Source organism: Mycobacterium sp., from assembly GCF_046095365.1.
Classification (GTDB): Bacteria; Actinomycetota; Actinomycetes; order Mycobacteriales; family Mycobacteriaceae; genus Mycobacterium.
Genome location: NZ_JBJTJF010000114.1, coordinates 24,209 through 43,322 on the forward strand (window position 1 = coordinate 24,209; position 19,114 = coordinate 43,322).

Sequence of the window (19,114 nt, forward strand, 5' to 3'; positions counted from 1 at the left end):
GCTGACTCCGGGCGAGCTGGACCGGCTGATGGCCGCCGGGGACATCGACACCGTGATCGTGGCGTTCGCCGACATGCAGGGCCGGCTCACCGGCAAGCGGGTGGCGGCCAGGCTGTTCGCCGAGGAGGTCGCGGCACACGGCTCGGAGTGCTGCAACTACCTGCTCGCCGTGGACGTGGAGATGAACACCGTTGACGGATACCGGATGTCGAGTTGGGAATCCGGCTACGGCGACATGGTCATGCGGCCGGATCCGGACACTCTGCGGGTGCTCCCGTGGCTGCCCGGCACCGCGCTAGTCATCGCCGATCTGCATTGGCCGGACGGTGATCCCGTTGCGGCCGCGCCGCGCAACATCCTGCGCGCCCAGACCGACCGGCTCGCCCAGCGCGGACTGTCCGCCCTCGTCGGCACCGAACTGGAATTCATGGTGTTCGACGACACCTATCGCGATGCCTGGGCCGCCGGATACCGCGGTCTGAGCAAGGCCAGCGACTACAACGTCGACTACGCAATCCACGCCTCCACCCGGCTGGAGCCGCTGCTGCGCGACATCCGGCTGGGTATGGACGGCGCCGGGATGTACTGCGAGGGCGTCAAGGGCGAGTGCAATCCCGGCCAGCAGGAGATCGCGTTCCGTTACGACCACGCCCGGGTCACCTGCGACAACCACACCATCTACAAGAACGGCGCCAAGGAGATCGCCGACCAGCACGGCAAGAGCCTGACCTTCATGGCCAAGTTCGACGAGCGGGAAGGCAACAGCTGCCACATCCATCTGTCGCTGCGCGGCGCCGGCGGCGCCGCGGTGTTCGCCGACGACGCCGCGCCGCTGGGGATGTCGGCGACGTTTCGCAGCTTCCTCGCCGGAACGCTGGCGACCCTCCCCGAGCTGGCTCTGTGCTATGCGCCGAACATCAACTCCTACAAGCGTTTCGCGGCGGGCAGCTTCGCGCCGACGGCGGTCGCATGGGGTATGGACAACCGGACCTGCGCGATGAGGGTGGTCGGCCACGGCCACTCGATGCGGATGGAGTGCCGCGCCCCGGGTGGTGACGTCAATCCCTACCTCGCGGTCGCCGCGCTGATCGCAGGCGGTCTGCACGGGATCGACACGGGACTCGAGCTGCCCGAGCCGGTGGCCGGCAACGCCTACACCGGCGGCGCCCGGCGGCTGCCGGCCACACTGGCCGAGGCCGCTGCGCTGTTCGGTCGCTCGCAGGTGGCCCGGGAGGCGTTCGGCGACGAGGTGGTCGAGCACTATCTCAACAACGCCCGGGTCGAGATCGAGGCGTTCGGCGCGGCGGTCACCGATTGGGAGCGGGTGCGCGGGTTTGAGCGTTTCTGAAGCCATGCCCGGCCCGGTCATCGGCCTGACCACCTACCGCCAGCGGGCCCGCAGCGGGGTGTGGGACGTCGAGGCCGGCTTCCTGCCCGGGGTCTACCTCGACGGGATCACCCGCTGCGGGGGGATCGTCACCCTGCTGCCGCCGCAGCCCGTCGGCGGCGGGATCGCCGGGCGGGCGCTGGCCGCGCTGGACGGGCTGGTGATCACCGGCGGCAAGGACATCGACCCGGCCTGCTACGGCCAGCAGCCGCACCCGGCCACCGAGGAACCCGCCCGCGACCGCGACGCCTGGGAGTTCGCCCTGCTGGACGCGGCCCTGCACCGGGGGATGCCGGTGCTGGGCATCTGCCGGGGAGCCCAGGTGCTCAACGTCGCCCTCGGCGGAACCCTGCACCAGCACCTTCCCGAGGTGATCGGGCACAGCGGTCACCGGGCCGGCGACGCGGTGTTCGCCACGTCGACCGTGCTGACCGCCGCCGGCACCCGGATCGCCGGCCTGATCGGCCCGACCGCGCGGGTGCGGTGCTACCACCACCAGGGGATCGACCGGCTGGGCCGGGGTCTGGTGGTCGGCGCCACCGACGCCGACGGCGTGGTCGAGGCCGTCGAGATGCCCGGACCGGACTTCGTGGTCGCCGTGCAGTGGCATCCCGAGGAGTCCCTCGACGACCTCCGCCTGTTCGCCGGGCTGGTGCAGGCCGCCCGCCACTTCGCCACGAGAGGGGTGCGGACGTGAGCACCGCGACGCTGATCAACCCGGCCACCGAGGAGGTGCTGGACACCGTCGAACTCTGCGACGCCGACACCGTCGACGACGCGGTGGCCAGTGCCGGCACCGCCCAGCGGATCTGGGCGGCGAAGCCCCCCGCCGAGCGGGCCGCCGCCCTGCGGGACTTCGCCGCCGCGGTCGACGCCCACCTCGGCGAACTGGCGGCCCTGGAGGTGGCCAACTCCGGCCACCCGGTGTCGGCCGCGGAATGGGAGGCCGGCCACGTCCGCGACGTGTTGCAGTACTACGCCGCCGCGCCGGAGCGGTTGAGCGGCCGCCAGATTCCGGTGGCCGGCGGCCTGGACGTGACGTTCCACGAGCCGATCGGCGTGGTCGGGGTGATCACGCCGTGGAACTTCCCGATGCCGATCGCCTCCTGGGCGTTCGCCCCCGCGCTGGCGGCCGGCAACGCGGTGCTGCTCAAACCCGCTGAGTGGACACCGCTGACCAGCATCCGGCTCGGCGAGTTGGCCGTCGAGGCGGGGCTTCCCCCCGACCTGTTCCGGGTGCTGCCCGGCAAGGGCAGCGTGGTGGGGGAGCGCTTCGTCACCCACCCCGGCATCGGGAAGCTGGTCTTCACCGGATCGACGGAAGTCGGTATCCGGGTGATGGCCGGGGCGGCGCGACACGTCAAGCGGGTGACCCTGGAACTCGGCGGCAAGAGCGCCAATATCGTCTTCGATGACTGCGACCTGGAGCGGGCCGCGGCCAGCGCTCCGTACGGGGTGTTCGACAACGCCGGCCAGGACTGCTGCGCCCGCAGCCGGATCCTGGTGCAGCGCAGCGTTTTCGACCGCTTCATGGAGCTTTTCGAGCCTGCCGTCAAGGGTGTCGTGGTCGGCGACCCGGCTTGCCGCGACACCGAGCTGGGCCCGCTGGTGTCGCGGCCGCACTGGGAGTCGGTGGCCGCCTACGTTCCCGACGACGCCCCCGTGGCCTTCCGGGGAAGCGCACCCGCCGGCGCCGGATACTGGTTTCCGCCGACTGTCCTCACACCGGGGCGCACCGACCGGACCGTCACCGAGGAGATCTTCGGACCGGTCGTGACCGTGCTGCCCTTCGACGACGAGGCCGATGCCGTCGCGCTGGCCAACGCCACCGACTACGGACTGTCCGGCTCGATCTGGACCGACAACCTGCATCGGGCGATGCGGATGTCCCGCGCCGTCGAGTCGGGCAACCTCAGCGTCAACTCGCACTCCTCGGTGCGCTACAACACCCCCTTCGGCGGGTTCAAACGGTCCGGGCTCGGCCGCGAGCTCGGACCGGACGCCCCGGAACACTTCACCGAGACCAAGAACGTCTTCTTCGCGATTGGAGAGCAGCAGTGACCCCCTCGACCGTGGATCTGACCCAGCGACTGGCCGGCAAGGTCGCGGTCATCACCGGCGCGGCCAGCGGAATCGGGCTGGCCGCCGCCCGGCGGATGCGCGCCGAGGGCGCCACCATCGTCGTCGGTGACATCGACCCGGCGGCCGGCGCGCCGGTGGCCGAGGAACTCGGCGGAACCTTTGTGGCCGTGGACGTCTCCGACGAGGCCGCGGTGGACAACCTGTTCGACACCGCCGCGGCCGGCCACGGGTCGGTGGACATCGCCTTCAACAACGCCGGCATCTCCCCGCCCGAGGACGACCTGATCGAGACGACCGGATTGGCGGCCTGGCAGCGGGTGCAGGACGTCAACCTCACCAGCGTGTACCTGTGCTGCCGTGCGGCGCTGCGGCACATGGTGCCCGCCGGCAGGGGGTCGATCATCAACACCGCCTCCTTCGTCGCGGTGATGGGATCGGCGACCTCACAGATCTCCTACACCGCCTCCAAGGGCGGGGTGCTGGCGATGAGCCGCGAACTCGGGGTGCAGTTCGCCCGGCAGGGCATCCGGGTCAACGCACTGTGCCCCGGGCCGGTGAACACCCCGCTGCTGCAGGAGCTGTTCGCCAAGGACCCCGAGCGCGCGGCGCGCCGGCTGGTGCACATCCCGCTGGGCCGGTTCGCCGAGGCCGAGGAACTGGCCGCCGCGGTGGCGTTCCTGGCCAGCGACGACGCCTCGTTCATCACCGCTTCGACGTTCCTGGTCGACGGCGGGATCAGTTCGGCCTATGTGACGCCGCTGTAGCCGGGCGCAGCCACCGCATGCCCGCCGCGGCCGCCCAGGCCAGGGCGAACAGTCCGACGACGGCGAAGCCGAGCTGGTCGACGCGCACGGCGCTGATCCACTCGGTGACCGGATTGACCCAGCCGAAGTCGTCGTGCAGCACACCGATGAGTTGGACCGTGCCGATCAGCAGGGCGACGGCCACCGACAGCCCGGTGACGGTGAGGTTGTAGTAGATCTTGCGCGCCGGTGCGGCGAACGCCCAGCCGTAGGCGACGTTCATGAAGGACCCGTCGATGGTGTCCAGCAGGCTCATGCCGGCGGCGAAGATCACCGGCAGGCACAGCACCGCGTACCAGGGCAGCCCGACCGCCGCGCTGGAACCGGCCAGCACCAGCAGCGCGACCTCGGTGGCGGTGTCGAAACCCAGGCCGAACAGCATGCCCAGCGGGTACATCTGCCAGGACTTGGTGATCGACCGGGTCAGGCGGCCCAGCAGGCGGTTGATCAGGCCGCGGTTGTCGAGGTGCTCTTCCAGGGCGGCTTCGTCGAACTGCCCGCGCCGCATTCCGCGCACCAGCTTGAGAATCCCGGCCAGCACGGCGATGTTGATCGCCGCGATGAGGTAGAGGAACAGGCCCGAGACGCCGGTGCCGACGAGCCCGGCGTAGTGGCGCAGCGCCGAGGAGCCGTCCTGCACCGGGACGATCACCGCGCGCACACCGAGGGCGATCAGCAGCGCGAGCCCGAACACCACCGAGGAGTGCCCCAGGGAGAAGAAGAACCCCGTCCCCAGCGGACGCCTGCCGTCGGCCATCAGCTTGCGGGTGACGTTGTCGATCGCGGCGATGTGATCGGCGTCGAAGGCGTGCCGCAGGCCCAGCGCGTAGGCGGTCAGGCCGACGCCCACCCCGAGGACCCTGTCCCCGGCCTCGAAATGCTGCGGCGCGACGAGGAACACCAGTGTCCCCCAGCCGATCACGTGCAGGGCGGCGACGAAGGCGAACATCGCCGCGAGGCGTCCCCACTCCCGCCGGGTCAGCATCTCGCGCAGCCGTTCCCAGCGGGTTCCCACACCCCGAACGCTATTCAGCGCCGGGGCCTTGTGCAAGCGATTCGCAGGAATCTCCGGGGATCGGGGTTGGCCCGGCACGCCGCCCGGGGTGACACTGGTCCGGTGACCGTCGAACCACCCGACGCCGAGCGCATCGGCGAACTGCTGCGCTCCCGGGGACTGCGCCGGATGCCGTCGCGGATCGCCGTTCTGGCGGTGCTCGAACCGGTGGACGGACACCTGTCGGTGGCCGACATCCACCAGCGCATCCTCGACGCGACGCCGGACGGCGCCCAGCGCCCCGATCTGGCCACGGTGTACCGCACCGTCACCACGCTGGTCGACCAGGGCGTGCTGCACGCGCTGGCCGTCGAAGGCGGCGTGACCACCTACGGTCTGGCCGCCCACCCGCACCACCACGCGGTGTGCACCCGCTGCGCGACCATCATCGAGGTTCCGGCCGGCCGGTTGTCGGCCGCCCTGGAACACGCGATCGAGGGCAGCAGCTTCACCCTCTCCGAGCGGGCCGGCCTGACGCTGCACGGACTGTGCCCGGCCTGCCAGACGCACGACGGGTAGTGTCTTCCCGCATAGTCGGACGGTGCGGAAACCGGTGTGATTCCGGTGCGGTCGCGCCACTGTGTCCGGCCGGACCCCGGCCGGTAGCCAGACCTCCCGTCCGAGTCGTCCACGACGGGGGACGCGCAATCCCCCACGGAGGTCACACCATGGCGGGTCCGCGGCTGCTCGGCGGCTGGACTCCTCGGGAGCGGGCCCGCGCTGCGGGGGTGCTGTGCGCGGTCGCGGTCCTGCACGCCGTCGGATTCGGGACCCTGGCCCTGGCCGTGAGCCCGGGACAGCAGGCGGCCGGGGCGCAGGTGCTCTCCCTGGGACTGGGCCTGACCGCCTACATGCTGGGCCTGCGGCACGCGTTCGACCCCGACCACATCGCCGCCATCGACAACGTCACCCGCAAACTCGCCGCCGACGGCAGCAGGCCGGCCTCGGTAGGGTTCTGGTTCGCCGCGGGCCACTCGGCGATGGTGGTGGCGCTGGCCCTGCTGGTGGTCGGCGCCGCGACGAACGCCGGGACGCTGCTCGACGACACCTCGCCCACCCGCCGGGTACTGGGCGTCGCCGGGACGTTGGCATCCGGCGGTTTCCTCTACCTCATCGCCATCGTCAATCTCGTTGCGCTGGTTGGCATCTACCGCGTCTTCGTGGCGCTGCGCGGCGGCCGTTTCGACGAGAGGGCTCTGGAGGACCAGCTGGCCGGCCGGGGCGTGCTGGCCCGGGCGCTGCGCCCGGTCATTCGCCGCATCAGCCGTCCGCGGCAGATGTTCGCCGTCGGCGTGCTGTTCGGCCTGGGTTTCGACACCGCCACCGAGGTGACCCTGCTTGCCCTGGCGGGCAGCGGCGCGGCCGCCGGCGTGCCGTGGTGGGCGGTGCTGACCCTGCCGGCGTTGTTCGCCGCGGGGATGTGCCTGATGGACAGCGCCGACGGGATCTTCATGTCGGCCGCCTACGACTGGGCGTTCGCCAGCCCGGTCCGCAAGATCTACTACAACATCACCGTGACCGGACTCTCGGTGGCGGTCGCGCTCGTCGTCGGAACCGCCGAGTTGCTGGGGCTGCTCTCCGAGCAGCTGGGCTGGCGCGGGGGACTCTGGGACTGGGTGGCCGCCCTCGACCTCGACGTGATCGGCTTCGTGATCGTCGGGATGTTCGTGTTGACCTGGCTCCTGGCAGTGCTGGTGTGGCGGTTCGGCCGCATCGAACAGAGGTGGGCCGCCACGCCGGAGGGCTGATACCCGCATCCGCACGGCCGGCTTGCGGCTAGGTTTGCAGGGAGTCCGAAGAGTCAGGGGTGTCCGTTGGCTGCCAAGTCCTCGACAGCAGTGGTTCTCGACGTCCCGGATCTGCCCGGTCTCGTTGACTACCTGCAGTCCCTCGACGCCGCCGAGCGCGCCCGCGCCCTGGACCGGATGTCGTCGATGAACGACGCCGACCTGCGCAGTCTGGGCGTGAGCGAGCCCCAACACAGCGAGTGCGAGCACGCCCTGGACGAGGTCGACGGTGAGATCCCGGCCGAACTGAACGGCACGCTCTACCGCAACGGCCCGGGCCGCTGGCAGGACCACACCGGCCGGCCGCTGCACCACCTGTTCGACGGCGACGGGATGATCTCCGCCTTCGCCATCGACCGGGGGGAGGTCCGGTACCGCAACCGCTACGTGCGCACCCAGCACTACCTGGGTAAGTCGACGACCCGGCACCTCGGCACCGACGCCGCCGGCGGTTGGCTGGCCAACATCGCCCGGTTGCCACCCAACCTGGCCAACACCAACGTCGTCGAACACGCCGGGCATCTGTACGCGCTGTGGGAGGGCGGACCACCGCACGAGCTCGACCCGGAAAGCCTGGAGACTCTGGGCCCGCGCCGGTTCGGCGGGGAATTGCGCTGGACGGGAACGTATTCCGCGCATCCCTGCTTCTGTCCCAGCAGCGGGGACATGTTCAACTTCGGCGTCGAGTTCATCCCCACGCCGCACCTCCGGGTCTACCGCACCGACCGGAGCGGCACGCTCAAGCACTACCGTTCGGTGTCGCTGCCGTACGTGGCGATGGTGCACGACTTCGCGATCACCGAGCGGTACCTGGTGTTCCTGGTTTCACCGATCATTCCCGACGGAATCCCGATCGCTCTGGGGTTCAAGTCGTTCGGCGACGGCATGCGCTACCGGCCCGAGCGCGGCAGCTCCTTCGTGCTGATCCCGCGCGACGGAGGCAAGATCCGTCGCATCGAGTGCGAGGCGGTCCTGCAGTTCCATCTGAGCAACGCCTTCGACGACCGCGGCGACGTCGTACTCGACGCGATCACCTACCACGGCGGGGAGTTGCTGGAGTGCATCGCGCGGTTCCGCACCAGCCCGCTGGACCGGGCGACCTCGGAGTTCACCCGGTTCCGGGTCACCGCCTCCGGCCGGGTGATCCGCGAGCAGCTGAGCGACCGGTCGTGCGAGTTCCCGCGACACCACCCCGACCGGGAGGGCCGGCCGCACCGCTACTCCTACTTCAACACCCGCGAGCATCTGGGCACGCTGTTCGACGTCGTGACCAAACTGGACCTGTCGGACAACACCGAGACCAGCTACCCGGTGGAATCACCCGGCAACAGCTTCTGCGAACCGGTGTTCACCCCCAGGCCCGGCGCCGCCGACGAGGACGACGGCTGGCTGCTCACCGTCGAGTACCGGGCCGGCACCCACACCTCCCGGCTGGTGATCCTCGACGCCAGGAATCTCGCCCGCGGGCCGGTGGCCACCGCCGAACTCGCCCAGCACGTCCCGCAGGGCTTCCACGGCAGTTTCGTCGCGCGCTGACTCACCCGTCGAGGCCGGCCAGCCAGCGGCCGAGTTCGGCGTAGGCCGCGGCCCGCGGCCCGGCCAGCGACAGGAACACGTCGTGCTTGGCGTCGGCGACCGGCACGACGGTCTGCCGGTTGCCGATGCAGCCGGCCCACCGGGCGATGTGGGCGACGTCGAGGACGGCGTCCCCGCGCTGCATCACCTCGGTGGCGGCGGTCTCCTCGACGCTGTGGTCCGAACGCAGGATCAGGTTGGGCACCCCCACGTCCAGTCCGCGGTGCAGCCGGGCCTGCCCGAGCCGGACGGCCCGGACCCAGCCGACCGTCACCGGGAATCCGCCCAGGGGCTTCCACCGCAGGTCGTAGTCGAACTCGCCGTGGTAGTCGCGGTGCAGGGTCAGGCCGTAGCCGCCGGTGCCGGGCGGACGGAGCACCCGGGTCTTGCGCACCCTCGACACCGCCCCGATCGCCGAGGAGGTGACCCGGGTGCGCAGGATCGCCGGCCCGCGCAGGTCCAGGAACGGGCTGTTGAGCACCAGCCCGGTCAGACCCAGGGCGGCGGTGTCGCCCCGCCGGCGCACCCGGTCCAGCCACAGCGAGACGACCAGCCCGCCGGTGGAGTGGCCGTAGGCGACCACCGCCGCTCCGGGGTTCTCCGCCCGGGCCACCGCCAGCGCCCACTCCAGGTCCCGGTCGTAGCGGGCCAGGTCGGTGGTGAAGTGCGGGGTCTGGCCCTTCCGCCAGGACCGCCCGCACTTGTGCAGGTCAAGGCCGTAGAGGCGGTAGCCGCGGTCGGCGAGGTAGTCCACCAGCTCGGTGTTGAAGAAATAGTCGGTGAAACCGTGCACGGCCAGCACCACCCGGTGCGACGGGCCGGCGTCGGCGCGGGTGACCACGGTGGCGGACAGCTCGCCCTCACCGTCGGGATCGGGACCCAGCGCGCAGGTGGTCTGCCGGTAGCCGGGCAGGACGTCCTCGGACCAACCCCGAGACCATCCGCCGGCCGTCACGGCCCAACCTTAGTCGGCTCCGCGGGCCGCGGCCCCGCACGCCGGGATAACCTAGCCCCCAAGCCGCCCCGCAGCGACGGGAGCGGGCCACCGCGAGCGAAGGACGTGCCCGTGTCGGACCTGCCGACGGTCGCGCTGCGCCGGTGCGCCGGTGCCGAACTCGACGCGGCAGTCCTGCACGCCCTGCTGGAATTGCGGGTCGGTGTCTTCGTCGTCGAGCAGGCGTGCCCCTACCAGGAGGTCGACGGTCGCGATCTGGAGCCGCAGACCCGGCACTTCTGGCTGGAAGGGGCTGGCGGCGAGGTCATTTCGACGCTGCGACTGATGACCGACAGCCCGGGCGTGAGCTCCCCGCTGCGCATCGGGCGGGTCTGCACCCGGGCCGGCCACCGCGGCCGGGGGCACTCCGGGCGGCTGCTGCAGGCCGCGCTGGCCGAAGTCGGGCAGCGGCCCTGCCGGATCAGCGCCCAGACCTACCTGTCCGGCATGTACGCCCGGCACGGTTTCGTCGCCGACGGCGAGGAGTTCGTCGAGGACGGCATCCCGCACGTGCCGATGCTGCGGGGGGCGCTCCGGTGAACCCCCCGCACTATCCGTTCAGCGCGATCGTCGGCCACGATCGGCTGCGGCTGGCGCTGCTGCTGTGCGCGGTGCACCCGGAGATCGGCGGTGTGCTCATTCGCGGGGAGAAGGGCACCGCGAAATCCACCGCCGTGCGGGCGCTGGCGGCCGTGCTCGCCCGGGCCGACGCCGCCGCCCGGCTGGTGGAACTGCCGATCGGCGCCACCGAGGACCGGGTGGTGGGATCTCTGGATCTGCAGAAGGTGCTCCGCGACGGCGAGCACGCCTTCGCGCCCGGCCTGCTGGCCCGGGCACACGGCGGCGTGCTCTACGTCGACGAGGTCAACCTGCTGGGCGACCACCTCGTCGACGTCCTGCTCGACGCCGCCGCGATGGGGCGGGTGCACGTCGAGCGCGACGGGGTGTCGCACTCCCACGAATCGCGGTTCGTGCTGATCGGCACGATGAATCCCGAAGAGGGCGAACTGCGACCGCAGTTGCTCGACCGGTTCGGTCTGGCCGTCGACGTGCAGGCCTCCCGCGACGTGGCGGTGCGCAGCGCGGTGATCCGGGCCCGGCTGGCCTACGAGGCCGATCCGGCGGGGTTCGCCGCCGGGTATGCCGACGCCGACGGCGAGTTGGGTGGACGCATCGCCGGGGCGCGCGGCCTGCTCGGCCGGGTGCTGCTGCCCGACCGCGAGCTGACCCGGATCGCCGCGCTGTGCGCCGCCTTCGACGTCGACGGCATGCGCGCCGATCTGGTGGTGGCCCGCACCGCGGTGGCCCACGCCGCGTGGCGCGCCGCCGGCGGGGGCGCCGGCGAAGGCCCCGTCACCGTCGTCGAGGCGGATATCCGCGTCGCCGCCGAACTGGCACTACCGCACCGCCGCCGCCGGGACCCGTTCGACGAACCGGGAATCGACCCGGACCGGCTCGACGAGGCGCTTGCCGCCGCCGACGCCGGCCCGGAGGACGACCCGGACCCGCCCGGCGGGGGCGGGCCCGTCGATGATTCGGCGCAATCGCCGGTGCGGCAGGGTGATTCGGGCCAGAGCCGGCCCGCGGCTGCGCCCGCACCGAGCTTTCGCACCCGCACGCTGACCGTGCCCGGCCTCGGTGACGGCCGGGCCGGACGTCGCTCACCGGCCCGCAACTCCGCTGGCGCGGCGGTGCGTGCGGCCGCGGCGGGCGAGGCCGGACACGGCGTGCATCTGTTCGCTACCGTGCTGTCGGCGGCCGGGCGCCGGGACACCCCGGGGCCGCTGCGCCCGGATGCCGGCGACATCCGGCGGGCCGTGCGCGTCGGCCGGGAGGGCAACCTGGTGGTGTTCGTGGTGGACGCCTCCGGGTCGATGGCGGCCCGCGACCGGATGGCCGCGGTCGGCGGCGCGGCGCAGTCGCTGCTGCGCGACGCCTACCAGCGTCGCGACAAGGTCGCGGTGATCACCTTCCGGGCCGATCGGGCGCGGCTGGTGCTGCCGCCGACCGCCTCGGCGCACACCGCCGCCCGACGGCTCGCCGGGTTCGAGACCGGCGGCACGACACCGCTGGCGGAGGGGCTGATGGCCGCCCGGGACCTGGTGGTGCGGGAGCGGGCCCGGGACGACTCGCGCCGGCCGCTGGTGGTGGTGCTCACCGACGGGCGGGCCACCGCGGGCCGGGACCCGTTGCGGCGCAGCCGATCCGCCGCGCAGGCGCTGGCCGCCGAGGGTGCCGCCGCGGTGGTGGTGGACTGCGAGACCTCCTTCGTCCGGCTGGGACTGGCCGCCGAGCTCGCCGCGCACCAGCGCGCGCCGGTGCTGCGCCTGGAGCAGTTGCGGGCCGACGCGCTGGCGCACGCGGTGCGCCGGGCGGCCTGAGGAGGCGATCCGCGATGCCGCAGGGTCAGCCGGTGGAGGTGCCGCAGGACGGACTGACCACCCGGCAGCGCCGCGCGGCGCCGGTACTCGCGGTGCACACCGGTGACGGCAAGGGCAAGTCCACCGCCGCGTTCGGCATGGCGCTGCGGGCCTGGAACGCCGGGCTGAGCGTGGCGGTGTTCCAGTTCGTCAAGAGCGCGAAGTGGAAGGTGGGGGAGGAGTCCGCGTTCGCCGAACTGGCCCGGCTGCACACCGACCACGGCAGCGGCGCCGCGGTGGAGTGGCACAAGATGGGCGCGGGCTGGTCCTGGTCGCGCAAGGCCGGCTCGGACGGCGACCACGCCACCGTCGCCGCCGAGGGCTGGGCCGAGATCTCCCGCCGCCTCGATGCCCGGCGGCACGACTTCTATGTGCTCGACGAGTTCACCTACCCGTTGAAGTGGGGTTGGGTCGACGTCGACCAGGTGGTCGCCACCCTGCTGGCCCGGCCCGGCCGCCAGCACGTGGTCATCACCGGCCGCGACGCACCGGCGCACCTGCTCGAGGCCGCCGATCTGGTGACCGAGATGAGATGCGTCAAGCATCCGATGGACGCCGGCCGCAAGGGCCAGCGCGGCATCGAGTGGTGAGCCGGTGAGCTCCGTCCCCGCCGTCGTCGTCGCCGCCCCGGCGTCGGGAAGCGGGAAGACCACCGTCGCAACGGGTTTGATCGGCGCACTGCGCAAGGCCGGCCATCGGGTCGCGCCGTTCAAGGTCGGCCCGGACTTCATCGATCCGGGCTACCACGCGCTGGCCGCAGGCCGCCCGGGCCGCAACCTCGACCCCGTGCTGGTCGGCGCGGAACTCGTCGGCCCGCTCTACCGGCACGGTTCGCGCGACGCCGACATCGCCGTCGTGGAAGGCGTGATGGGTCTGTTCGACGGCCGGATCGAGGAGCCGCTACGCATTCCGGCGAGCGGGTCCACCGGCGAGGTGGCCGCGATCCTGGCCGCTCCGGTGGTGCTGGTGGTCGACGGACGCGGCCAGAGCCAGTCGATTGCCGCTGTGCTGCATGGGTTTTCAACCCTCGACCGCGCTGTCCGGGTGGCCGGGGTGATCCTGAACCGGGTGGGCTCGCCCCGTCACGAGCAGGTGCTGACCCAGGCCTGCGAGGCGGTGGGCATGCCGGTGCTCGGTGCGCTCCCGCGCTGCGACGACCTGGCCGTGCCTTCGCGGCATCTTGGCCTGGTGACCGCCGTCGAGCATGGAGACCGGGCGCGGGCGGCCGTGTCGGCGATGACCGAACTGGTCGCGCGGCACGTCGACGTGGCCGCGGTGCGGGCCCTGGCCGCCTCCGCCGTGGCCGCGCCGCCGTGGTCACCGCAGCAGGCGGTGGGCGACCCGGTGGCCGACGGGCCGGTGGTGGCGGTGGCCGCCGGTCCGGCCTTCACGTTCGGCTACGCCGAACACGCGGAGCTCCTGCGCGCCGCCGGCGCCGAGGTGGCGGCATTCGACCCGTTGGCCGAGACCCTGCCGCCGGACAGTGCCGCGCTGGTGCTCCCGGGCGGATTCCCCGAGCAGTACGCGCGGGAACTGGCCGCCAACGACGCGGTCCGCGAGCAGATCCGGACGCTGGCCGGCCGCGCCCCGGTGCACGCCGAGTGCGGCGGGCTCACCTATCTGATGTCGGATCTCGACGGCGAACCGATGTGCGGGGTGCTGTCCGGTTCGGCGCGCTTCACCGAACGGCTGACCCTGGGCTACCGCGACGCGGTGGCGGCGGTGGACTCCGCGCTGTTCGCTACCGGCCAGCGGGTGACCGGCCACGAATTCCACCGCACCACGGTGGAATTCAGCGCTCCCGTCGAGGCGGCCTGGCTGATCCGCGGCGGCGACGGCGCACCGGTCCGCGACGGAGCCGTCGATGCCGGGGTACACGCCGCCTACCTGCATACCCACCCTGCGGCCCACCCCGCGGCGGTCCGGCGGTTCGTCGAGGGCGCCTCGGTGGCCGGCGCTGGCTAGGCTCGGCCGGTGACCGAGAACGCCTATCTGGTCGGCCTTCGCCTGGCCGGCAGGAAGGTCGTCGTGGTCGGCGGAGGGACGGTGGCCCAGCGCAGGGTGCCGGTGCTGATCTCCCACGGCGCGCAGGTGCACATCGTCGCCCGGGCGGCCACCCCGGCCGTCGAGGCCCTGGCCGAGCAGGAATCCGTCATCACCCTGGAGGTGCGGGACTACCGCGACGGGGACCTGGAGGGCGCGTGGTACGCCATCGCCGCGACCGACGACCCGGGCGTCAACGCCGAGATCGTCGCCGAGGCCGAGCGCCGGCACATCTTCTGCGTCCGGGCCGACGCCGGCCGGGAGGGCACCGCCGTCACCCCGGCCTCCTTCGACTACGAGGGACTGATGGTCGGGGTGCTGGCCAGCGGGGAGCACCGCCGGTCGGCGGCGGTGCGATCGGCGATCCGCGAGGCGTTCCAGCAGGGACGCATCGTTCCCGACGTGGTGGCCAGCACCGCCTCCGACGTGGTGCCCGGCGGGGTGGCCCTGGTGGGCGGAGGCCCTGGCGACCCGGAGCTGATCACGGTGCGCGGCCGCCGCCTGCTGGCGTACGCCGACGTGGTGGTGGCCGACCGGCTCGCGCCGCCGGCGCTGCTGGCCGAACTGGCCCCGCAGGTGGAGGTGATCGACGCCGCCAAGATCCCCTACGGCAGGGCGATGGCCCAGGACGCCATCAACGCCGTCCTCATCGACCGGGCCCGGGCCGGCAAGTTCGTGGTGCGACTCAAGGGAGGAGACCCGTTCGTCTTCGCCCGGGGTTATGAGGAAGTCCTCGCCTGCGCCGAGGCTGGGATCCCGGTCACAGTCGTGCCGGGGGTCAGCAGTGCGATCGCAGTGCCCGCGCTGGCCGGCGTGCCGGTCACCCACCGAGCCGTCAACCACGAGTTCGTCGTGGTCAGCGGGCATGTCTCGCCGGACGACCCGGAGTCCCTGGTCGACTGGGAGGCCCTGGCCCGACTGTCCGGAACGCTGGTGCTGCTGATGGCCGTCGAGCGGATCGAACTGTTCGCCGAGATTCTGATTAAGGGCGGCCGACCTGCGCAGACGCCGGTGCTGGTGGTCCAGAACGGCACCACCTCAGCGGAGCGTGTCGTCCGTGCCACCCTGTCTGACGTGCCCGAACGCATCCGGGAGGAGGAAATCCGGCCGCCGGCGATCATCGTGATCGGGCCGGTCGCGGGCTTCGAGACTTTATCGAGACTTTAAAGTCTTCTTAATTTTGAGGTAGGCTGTCCGGCTATGACGGCTCTCGACGACGCAGAGCGCACGGCCCCGTTCCGGCGGGTGGGCCACGGCACCGGCTACCGCGGGCTCTCGACTTCCGCCGCCGACACGTCCGCCGACCTGCCGGCGACGCGCGACGGCCATCCGGTTCCCAAGGTCCCGGCGTGGCTGACCTCCTGGCGTTTCATCGCCGCGGTCGTCGCGATCGGCGGCATGCAGTTGCTGGCCACCATGGACAGCACCGTCGCGATCGTGGCGCTGCCCAAGATCCAGGACGAGCTGGGCCTGTCCGACGCCGGCCGCAGCTGGGTGATCACCGCCTACGTGCTGACCTTCGGCGGCCTGATGCTGCTGGGCGGACGGCTGGGCGACACCATCGGCCGCAAGCGGACCTTCATCGTGGGCGTGGCGCTGTTCACCATCGCCTCGGTGCTGTGCGGAATCGCCTGGGACCAGTCCACTCTGGTGATCGCCCGGCTGTTGCAGGGCGTAGGAGCGGCGATCGCCTCGCCGACCGGCCTGGCACTGGTCGCGACCACCTTCCCCAAGGGCCCGGCCCGCAACGCCGCCACCGCGGTGTTCGCCGCGATGACCGGAGTCGGCTCGGTGATGGGACTTGTGGTCGGCGGCGCGCTGACCGAGGTGTCCTGGCGGCTGGCCTTCCTGGTGAACGTGCCCATCGGGGTGCTGATGATCTACCTGGCCCGCCGGACACTGGTGGAGACCCACCGCGAGCGGATGAGGCTGGACGCGGCCGGGGCGCTGCTGGCGACGGTCGCATGCACCGCGGCGGTCTTCGGCTTCACGCAGGGGCCGGAGAGCGGCTGGCTGTCGCCCAAGACGCTCGCCGCCGGCCTGGCCGCCCTGCTGGCGTTCGTCGCCTTCGTCGCCGTCGAACGCAACGCCGTCAACCCGGTGGTGCCCTTCGCCCTGTTCCGCGACCGCAACCGGCTGGCCACCTTCGCGGCGGTCTTCCTGGCCGGCGGGGTGATGTTCACCCTGACCGTGCTGATCGGGCTGTACGTGCAGGACATCATGGGATACAGCGCGCTGCGCGCGGGCATCGGGTTCATCCCGTTCGTCATCGCCCTGGGCGTCGGCCTGGCCGCCTCCTCGCAACTGGTGAACTTCTTCCCGCCCCGGGTGCTGGTGATCGCCGGCGGCATCCTGGTCCTGGGCGCCATGCTCTACGGCTCCACGCTGGACGCCGGCATCCCGTACTTCCCGAACCTGGTCATCCCGATCACGGTCGGCGGTTTCGGCATCGGCATGATCGTGGTGCCGCTGACCGTCTCGGCCATCGCCGGGGTGGGCGTCGACCAGATCGGGCCGGTGTCGGCGATCGCCCTGATGCTGCAGAATCTCGGCGGGCCGGTGGTGCTGGCGGTGATCCAGGCCGTCATCACCTCGCGCACGCTCTATCTGGGCGGAACCACCGGACCGGTGAAGCGGATGAACCCGGCCCAGCTGCACGCCCTGGACCAGGGTTACACCTACGGTCTGCTGTGGGTGGCCGGCGTCGCGGTGATCGTCGGCGCGGTCGCGCTGTTCATCGGCTACACCGCAGAGCAGGTCGCCCACGCCCAGGACGTCAAGGAAGCGATCGACGCCGGAGAGCTCTAACCCGGAGATATCCCCCGGCCCTGGGTAGGGTGACTACCCATGTCCGGCGCGAGCGTTCCCGAACGGCCGGTCCGGGCCCTCGCCTCCAGCGTGCTGGGCGTCGCGATCATCGCGATCACCGGCATGCAGCTGATGTCGACGCTGGACGGCACCATCGTCATCGTCGCGCTGCCGCGCATGCAGGCCGAACTGGACCTCTCCGACGCCGCCAAGAGTTGGGTGATCACCGCCTACGTCCTGACCTTCGGCGGGCTGCTGCTGCTGGGCGGGCGGGTCGGCGACGCCATCGGTCACAAGCGGGCCTTCATCTCCGGCGTCGGCGTCTTCACCATCGCCTCGATGGCCTGCGGCCTGGCCACCGACGGGACGCTGCTGATCGCCGCGCGCGCCGTTCAGGGCATGGGCGCCGCGGTGGCCGCGCCCACCGGTCTGGCGCTGATCGCCACCACCTACGCCCCCGGCCGGGCCCGCAACCAGGCGATGGCCATGTCGGCGGCCATGCAGGGTCTGGGCTCGGTGCTCGGTCTGGTGGTAGGCGGCGCGCTCACCGTCATCTCCTGGCGGCTGGCCTTCCTGATCAACTTCCCGATCGGCGTGCTCATCGTGTGGATCGCGCTGACCCGGCTGGAGGAGACCAGACACGAGCGGCTCAAGCTCGATATCGCCGGCGCGCTGCTGGCCACCCTGGGGTGCACCGCGGGGGTGCTGGTGTTCACCCAGGGCCCGCCGCGCGGCTGGGCGGACCCGTGGGTGATCGGCGCCGGTGTGGCGGCCGTGCTGCTGGGCATCGCCTTCTTCGTCGTCGAGCGCAGCGCCGAGCACCCGCTGGTGCCGCTGTGGCTGTTCCGCGACCGCAACCGGGTGGCGACGTTCGTCTCGCTGTTCCTGGCCGGCGGGGTGATGCTCGCCCTGACCGTGATGATCGGGCTCTACGTGCAGGACGTCCTGGGGTACTCGGCGTTACACGCCGGGATCGCGTTCATCCCGTTCGCCCTGGCACTGGGCTTCGGCAACCTGCTCACCGCGCGGATCGCCCCATACGTCGCGCCGCGCTGGCTGATCATCGGGGGCGGCGCCTTCGTGCTGGGCGCGATGATCTTCGGATCGACGCTCAACCGCGCCATCCCGTACTTCCCCGATCTGCTGATGCCGATCCTGATCGGCGGCTTCGGCATCGGCGTCATCTCGGTGACGCTGCCGCTGTGCGCGCTGGCCAACGTCGGCCCGCGCGAGATCGGCCCGATCAGCGCCATCACGCTGATGGTCCAGAATCTCGGCGGCCCGCTCGTGCTCGTCGTCATCCAGGCGGTGCAGACCTCCCGGACGCTCTACCTGGGCGGCACCACCGGCCCGGTGGCCGATATGACCCCCGCCCAACTCGACGCCCTCGACGCCGGATACACCTACTCGCTGCTGTGGATCGCCGCGGTCGCGGTGCTGGTCGGCATCAGCGCGCTGTTCATCGGCTACTCGGCGGGTCAGATCGCCGCCGCCCAGCACACCCGTGAGGCGGTCGAGGCGGGCGAACTCTGATGGGGGCCCGGACGATCCTCAGTCCGTCGTCGGTGATCACGATGAACCCCGCCGAGCCCCGGGCCGAAGCGGTCGCCGTAGACCTGGACTCGGGCACGATCGCGGCGGTGGGTTCGCTGGCCCAGTGCCGGGCCCGGGCCCCGCAGGCCCCGGTGCAGGATCTCGGCCCGCAGGTCCTGATGCCGGGTTTCATCCAGGCCCACGACCACCCGGTCCCGGCTGCGGTGCTCTGCCAGCAGCCCGCGCACTGGATCGCCCCCTTCGTGGGTTTCCCCACCTGGGCCGACGTCGAGGCGCTGTTCGCCAGATTGCGCCGGGAGACACCCACCGGTCAGCCGCTTCTGTTCAACGGCCTGGACCGGCTGCTGCTGTCCATCCCGATGCCCGACCGGGCCGCCCTGGACACCTACTTTCCCGACCACCCGGTGCTCATCTTCGACATCACCGGCCACGCTTTGTACTTCAACTCCCGAGCCACGGTCCTGTTCGGCTGGAAGGGCGCGATCCCTCCGCCGGACAAGCCCGATGCCCGCTGGACGCGCCGTCCGGACGGGACCGCCGGCGGTGTCGGCTACGAGACCCAGGCGACGCTCACGGCGATGGCCGCCTTCCTGCCCGGGGTGGTGCC

General features: G+C 71.9%; 16 protein-coding genes, 1 pseudogene and 1 riboswitch. Of the genes and pseudogenes, 15 read left to right on the plus strand and 2 right to left on the minus strand.

Features of this window, described 5'->3' with window-relative positions; all coding sequences use genetic code 11:
* The first annotated feature begins 28 nt into the window (after positions 1–28).
* From ACKOQ4_RS09505 to ACKOQ4_RS09520, 4 genes are read left to right on the plus strand one after another with little or no spacing between them, the layout of a single operon-like run.
* Complete coding sequence (locus ACKOQ4_RS09505; protein ID WP_526291187.1) at positions 29–1,348, plus strand: glutamine synthetase family protein; 1,320 nt, start codon at positions 29–31, stop codon at positions 1,346–1,348.
* Between the two features lie 4 nt (positions 1,349–1,352).
* Positions 1,353–2,084, plus strand: coding sequence for a gamma-glutamyl-gamma-aminobutyrate hydrolase family protein (locus ACKOQ4_RS09510; RefSeq protein WP_526291189.1), 732 nt, complete (start codon positions 1,353–1,355; stop codon positions 2,082–2,084).
* Positions 2,081–3,448 carry an aldehyde dehydrogenase family protein gene (locus tag ACKOQ4_RS09515; RefSeq protein ID WP_526291159.1) on the plus strand — a complete coding sequence of 456 codons (1,368 nt, stop codon included), beginning with the start codon at positions 2,081–2,083 and terminating at the stop codon, positions 3,446–3,448. Before ACKOQ4_RS09510 ends, ACKOQ4_RS09515 begins: the two co-directional genes overlap by 4 nt.
* An 11-nt stretch (positions 3,449–3,459) precedes the next feature.
* A complete protein-coding gene (locus ACKOQ4_RS09520; RefSeq protein WP_526291191.1) occupies positions 3,460–4,233 on the plus strand; it encodes a 3-oxoacyl-ACP reductase in 774 nt (257 codons plus the stop codon).
* On the opposite strand, the gene nicT (ACKOQ4_RS09525) is transcribed toward ACKOQ4_RS09520, so the two are convergent.
* Positions 4,205–5,257, minus strand: a complete 1,053-nt coding sequence (gene nicT, locus ACKOQ4_RS09525; protein WP_526291193.1) for a Nickel transporter NicT — start codon at positions 5,255–5,257, stop codon at positions 4,205–4,207. The genes ACKOQ4_RS09520 and nicT (ACKOQ4_RS09525) overlap by 29 nt on opposite strands.
* 132 nt (positions 5,258–5,389) lie before the next feature.
* Between nicT (ACKOQ4_RS09525) and ACKOQ4_RS09530 the strand changes: the two genes are divergently transcribed.
* From ACKOQ4_RS09530 to ACKOQ4_RS09540, 3 genes are all read left to right on the plus strand, one after another.
* Complete coding sequence (locus ACKOQ4_RS09530; protein ID WP_526291161.1) at positions 5,390–5,845, plus strand: Fur family transcriptional regulator; 456 nt, start codon at positions 5,390–5,392, stop codon at positions 5,843–5,845.
* Positions 5,828–5,990: riboswitch (cobalamin riboswitch) on the plus strand. (Overlaps the previous gene by 18 nt.)
* Before the next feature lie 4 nt (positions 5,991–5,994).
* Positions 5,995–7,074, plus strand: a complete 1,080-nt coding sequence (nicT, locus tag ACKOQ4_RS09535; RefSeq protein ID WP_526291163.1) for a Nickel transporter NicT — start codon at positions 5,995–5,997, stop codon at positions 7,072–7,074.
* A 66-nt stretch (positions 7,075–7,140) separates the two neighbouring features.
* The gene (locus ACKOQ4_RS09540; RefSeq protein ID WP_526291165.1) at positions 7,141–8,649 is read left to right on the plus strand and encodes a carotenoid oxygenase family protein; all 1,509 of its coding nucleotides are present in this window, start codon (positions 7,141–7,143) and stop codon (positions 8,647–8,649) included.
* Position 8,650: 1 nt separating this feature from the next.
* Here the strand turns inward: ACKOQ4_RS09540 and ACKOQ4_RS09545 are convergent, their stop codons facing one another.
* A complete protein-coding gene (locus tag ACKOQ4_RS09545; protein WP_526291167.1) occupies positions 8,651–9,643 on the minus strand; it encodes an alpha/beta hydrolase in 993 nt (330 codons plus the stop codon).
* 111 nt (positions 9,644–9,754) lie between these two features.
* Between ACKOQ4_RS09545 and ACKOQ4_RS09550 the strand changes: the two genes are divergently transcribed.
* The 8 genes and pseudogenes from ACKOQ4_RS09550 to ACKOQ4_RS09585 form a co-directional block, all read left to right on the plus strand.
* Complete coding sequence (locus ACKOQ4_RS09550; RefSeq protein ID WP_526291169.1) at positions 9,755–10,222, plus strand: GNAT family N-acetyltransferase; 468 nt, start codon at positions 9,755–9,757, stop codon at positions 10,220–10,222.
* The gene (locus ACKOQ4_RS09555; protein WP_526291171.1) at positions 10,219–12,063 is read left to right on the plus strand and encodes a VWA domain-containing protein; all 1,845 of its coding nucleotides are present in this window, start codon (positions 10,219–10,221) and stop codon (positions 12,061–12,063) included. Before ACKOQ4_RS09550 ends, ACKOQ4_RS09555 begins: the two co-directional genes overlap by 4 nt.
* Positions 12,064–12,077: 14 nt before the next feature.
* A complete protein-coding gene (cobO, locus tag ACKOQ4_RS09560) occupies positions 12,078–12,692 on the plus strand; it encodes a cob(I)yrinic acid a,c-diamide adenosyltransferase (protein WP_526291173.1) in 615 nt (204 codons plus the stop codon).
* 4 nt (positions 12,693–12,696) lie between these two features.
* Positions 12,697–14,067, plus strand: a complete 1,371-nt coding sequence (locus ACKOQ4_RS09565; protein ID WP_526291175.1) for a cobyrinic acid a,c-diamide synthase CobB — start codon at positions 12,697–12,699, stop codon at positions 14,065–14,067.
* A gap of 9 nt (positions 14,068–14,076) precedes the next feature.
* The gene (gene cobA / locus ACKOQ4_RS09570) at positions 14,077–15,312 is read left to right on the plus strand and encodes a uroporphyrinogen-III C-methyltransferase (protein WP_526291177.1); all 1,236 of its coding nucleotides are present in this window, start codon (positions 14,077–14,079) and stop codon (positions 15,310–15,312) included.
* A 33-nt stretch (positions 15,313–15,345) separates the two neighbouring features.
* Positions 15,346–16,953 (plus strand): annotated as a pseudogene (locus ACKOQ4_RS09575) (MFS transporter).
* Positions 16,954–16,992: 39 nt separating this feature from the next.
* On the plus strand, positions 16,993–18,486 hold the full coding sequence (locus ACKOQ4_RS09580) for an MFS transporter (RefSeq protein ID WP_526291179.1): 1,494 nt from the start codon (positions 16,993–16,995) through the stop codon (positions 18,484–18,486).
* The coding region (locus tag ACKOQ4_RS09585) for an amidohydrolase family protein (RefSeq protein WP_526291181.1) at positions 18,486–19,114 on the plus strand (629 nt) is incomplete at its 3' end. The genes ACKOQ4_RS09580 and ACKOQ4_RS09585, both read left to right, overlap by 1 nt.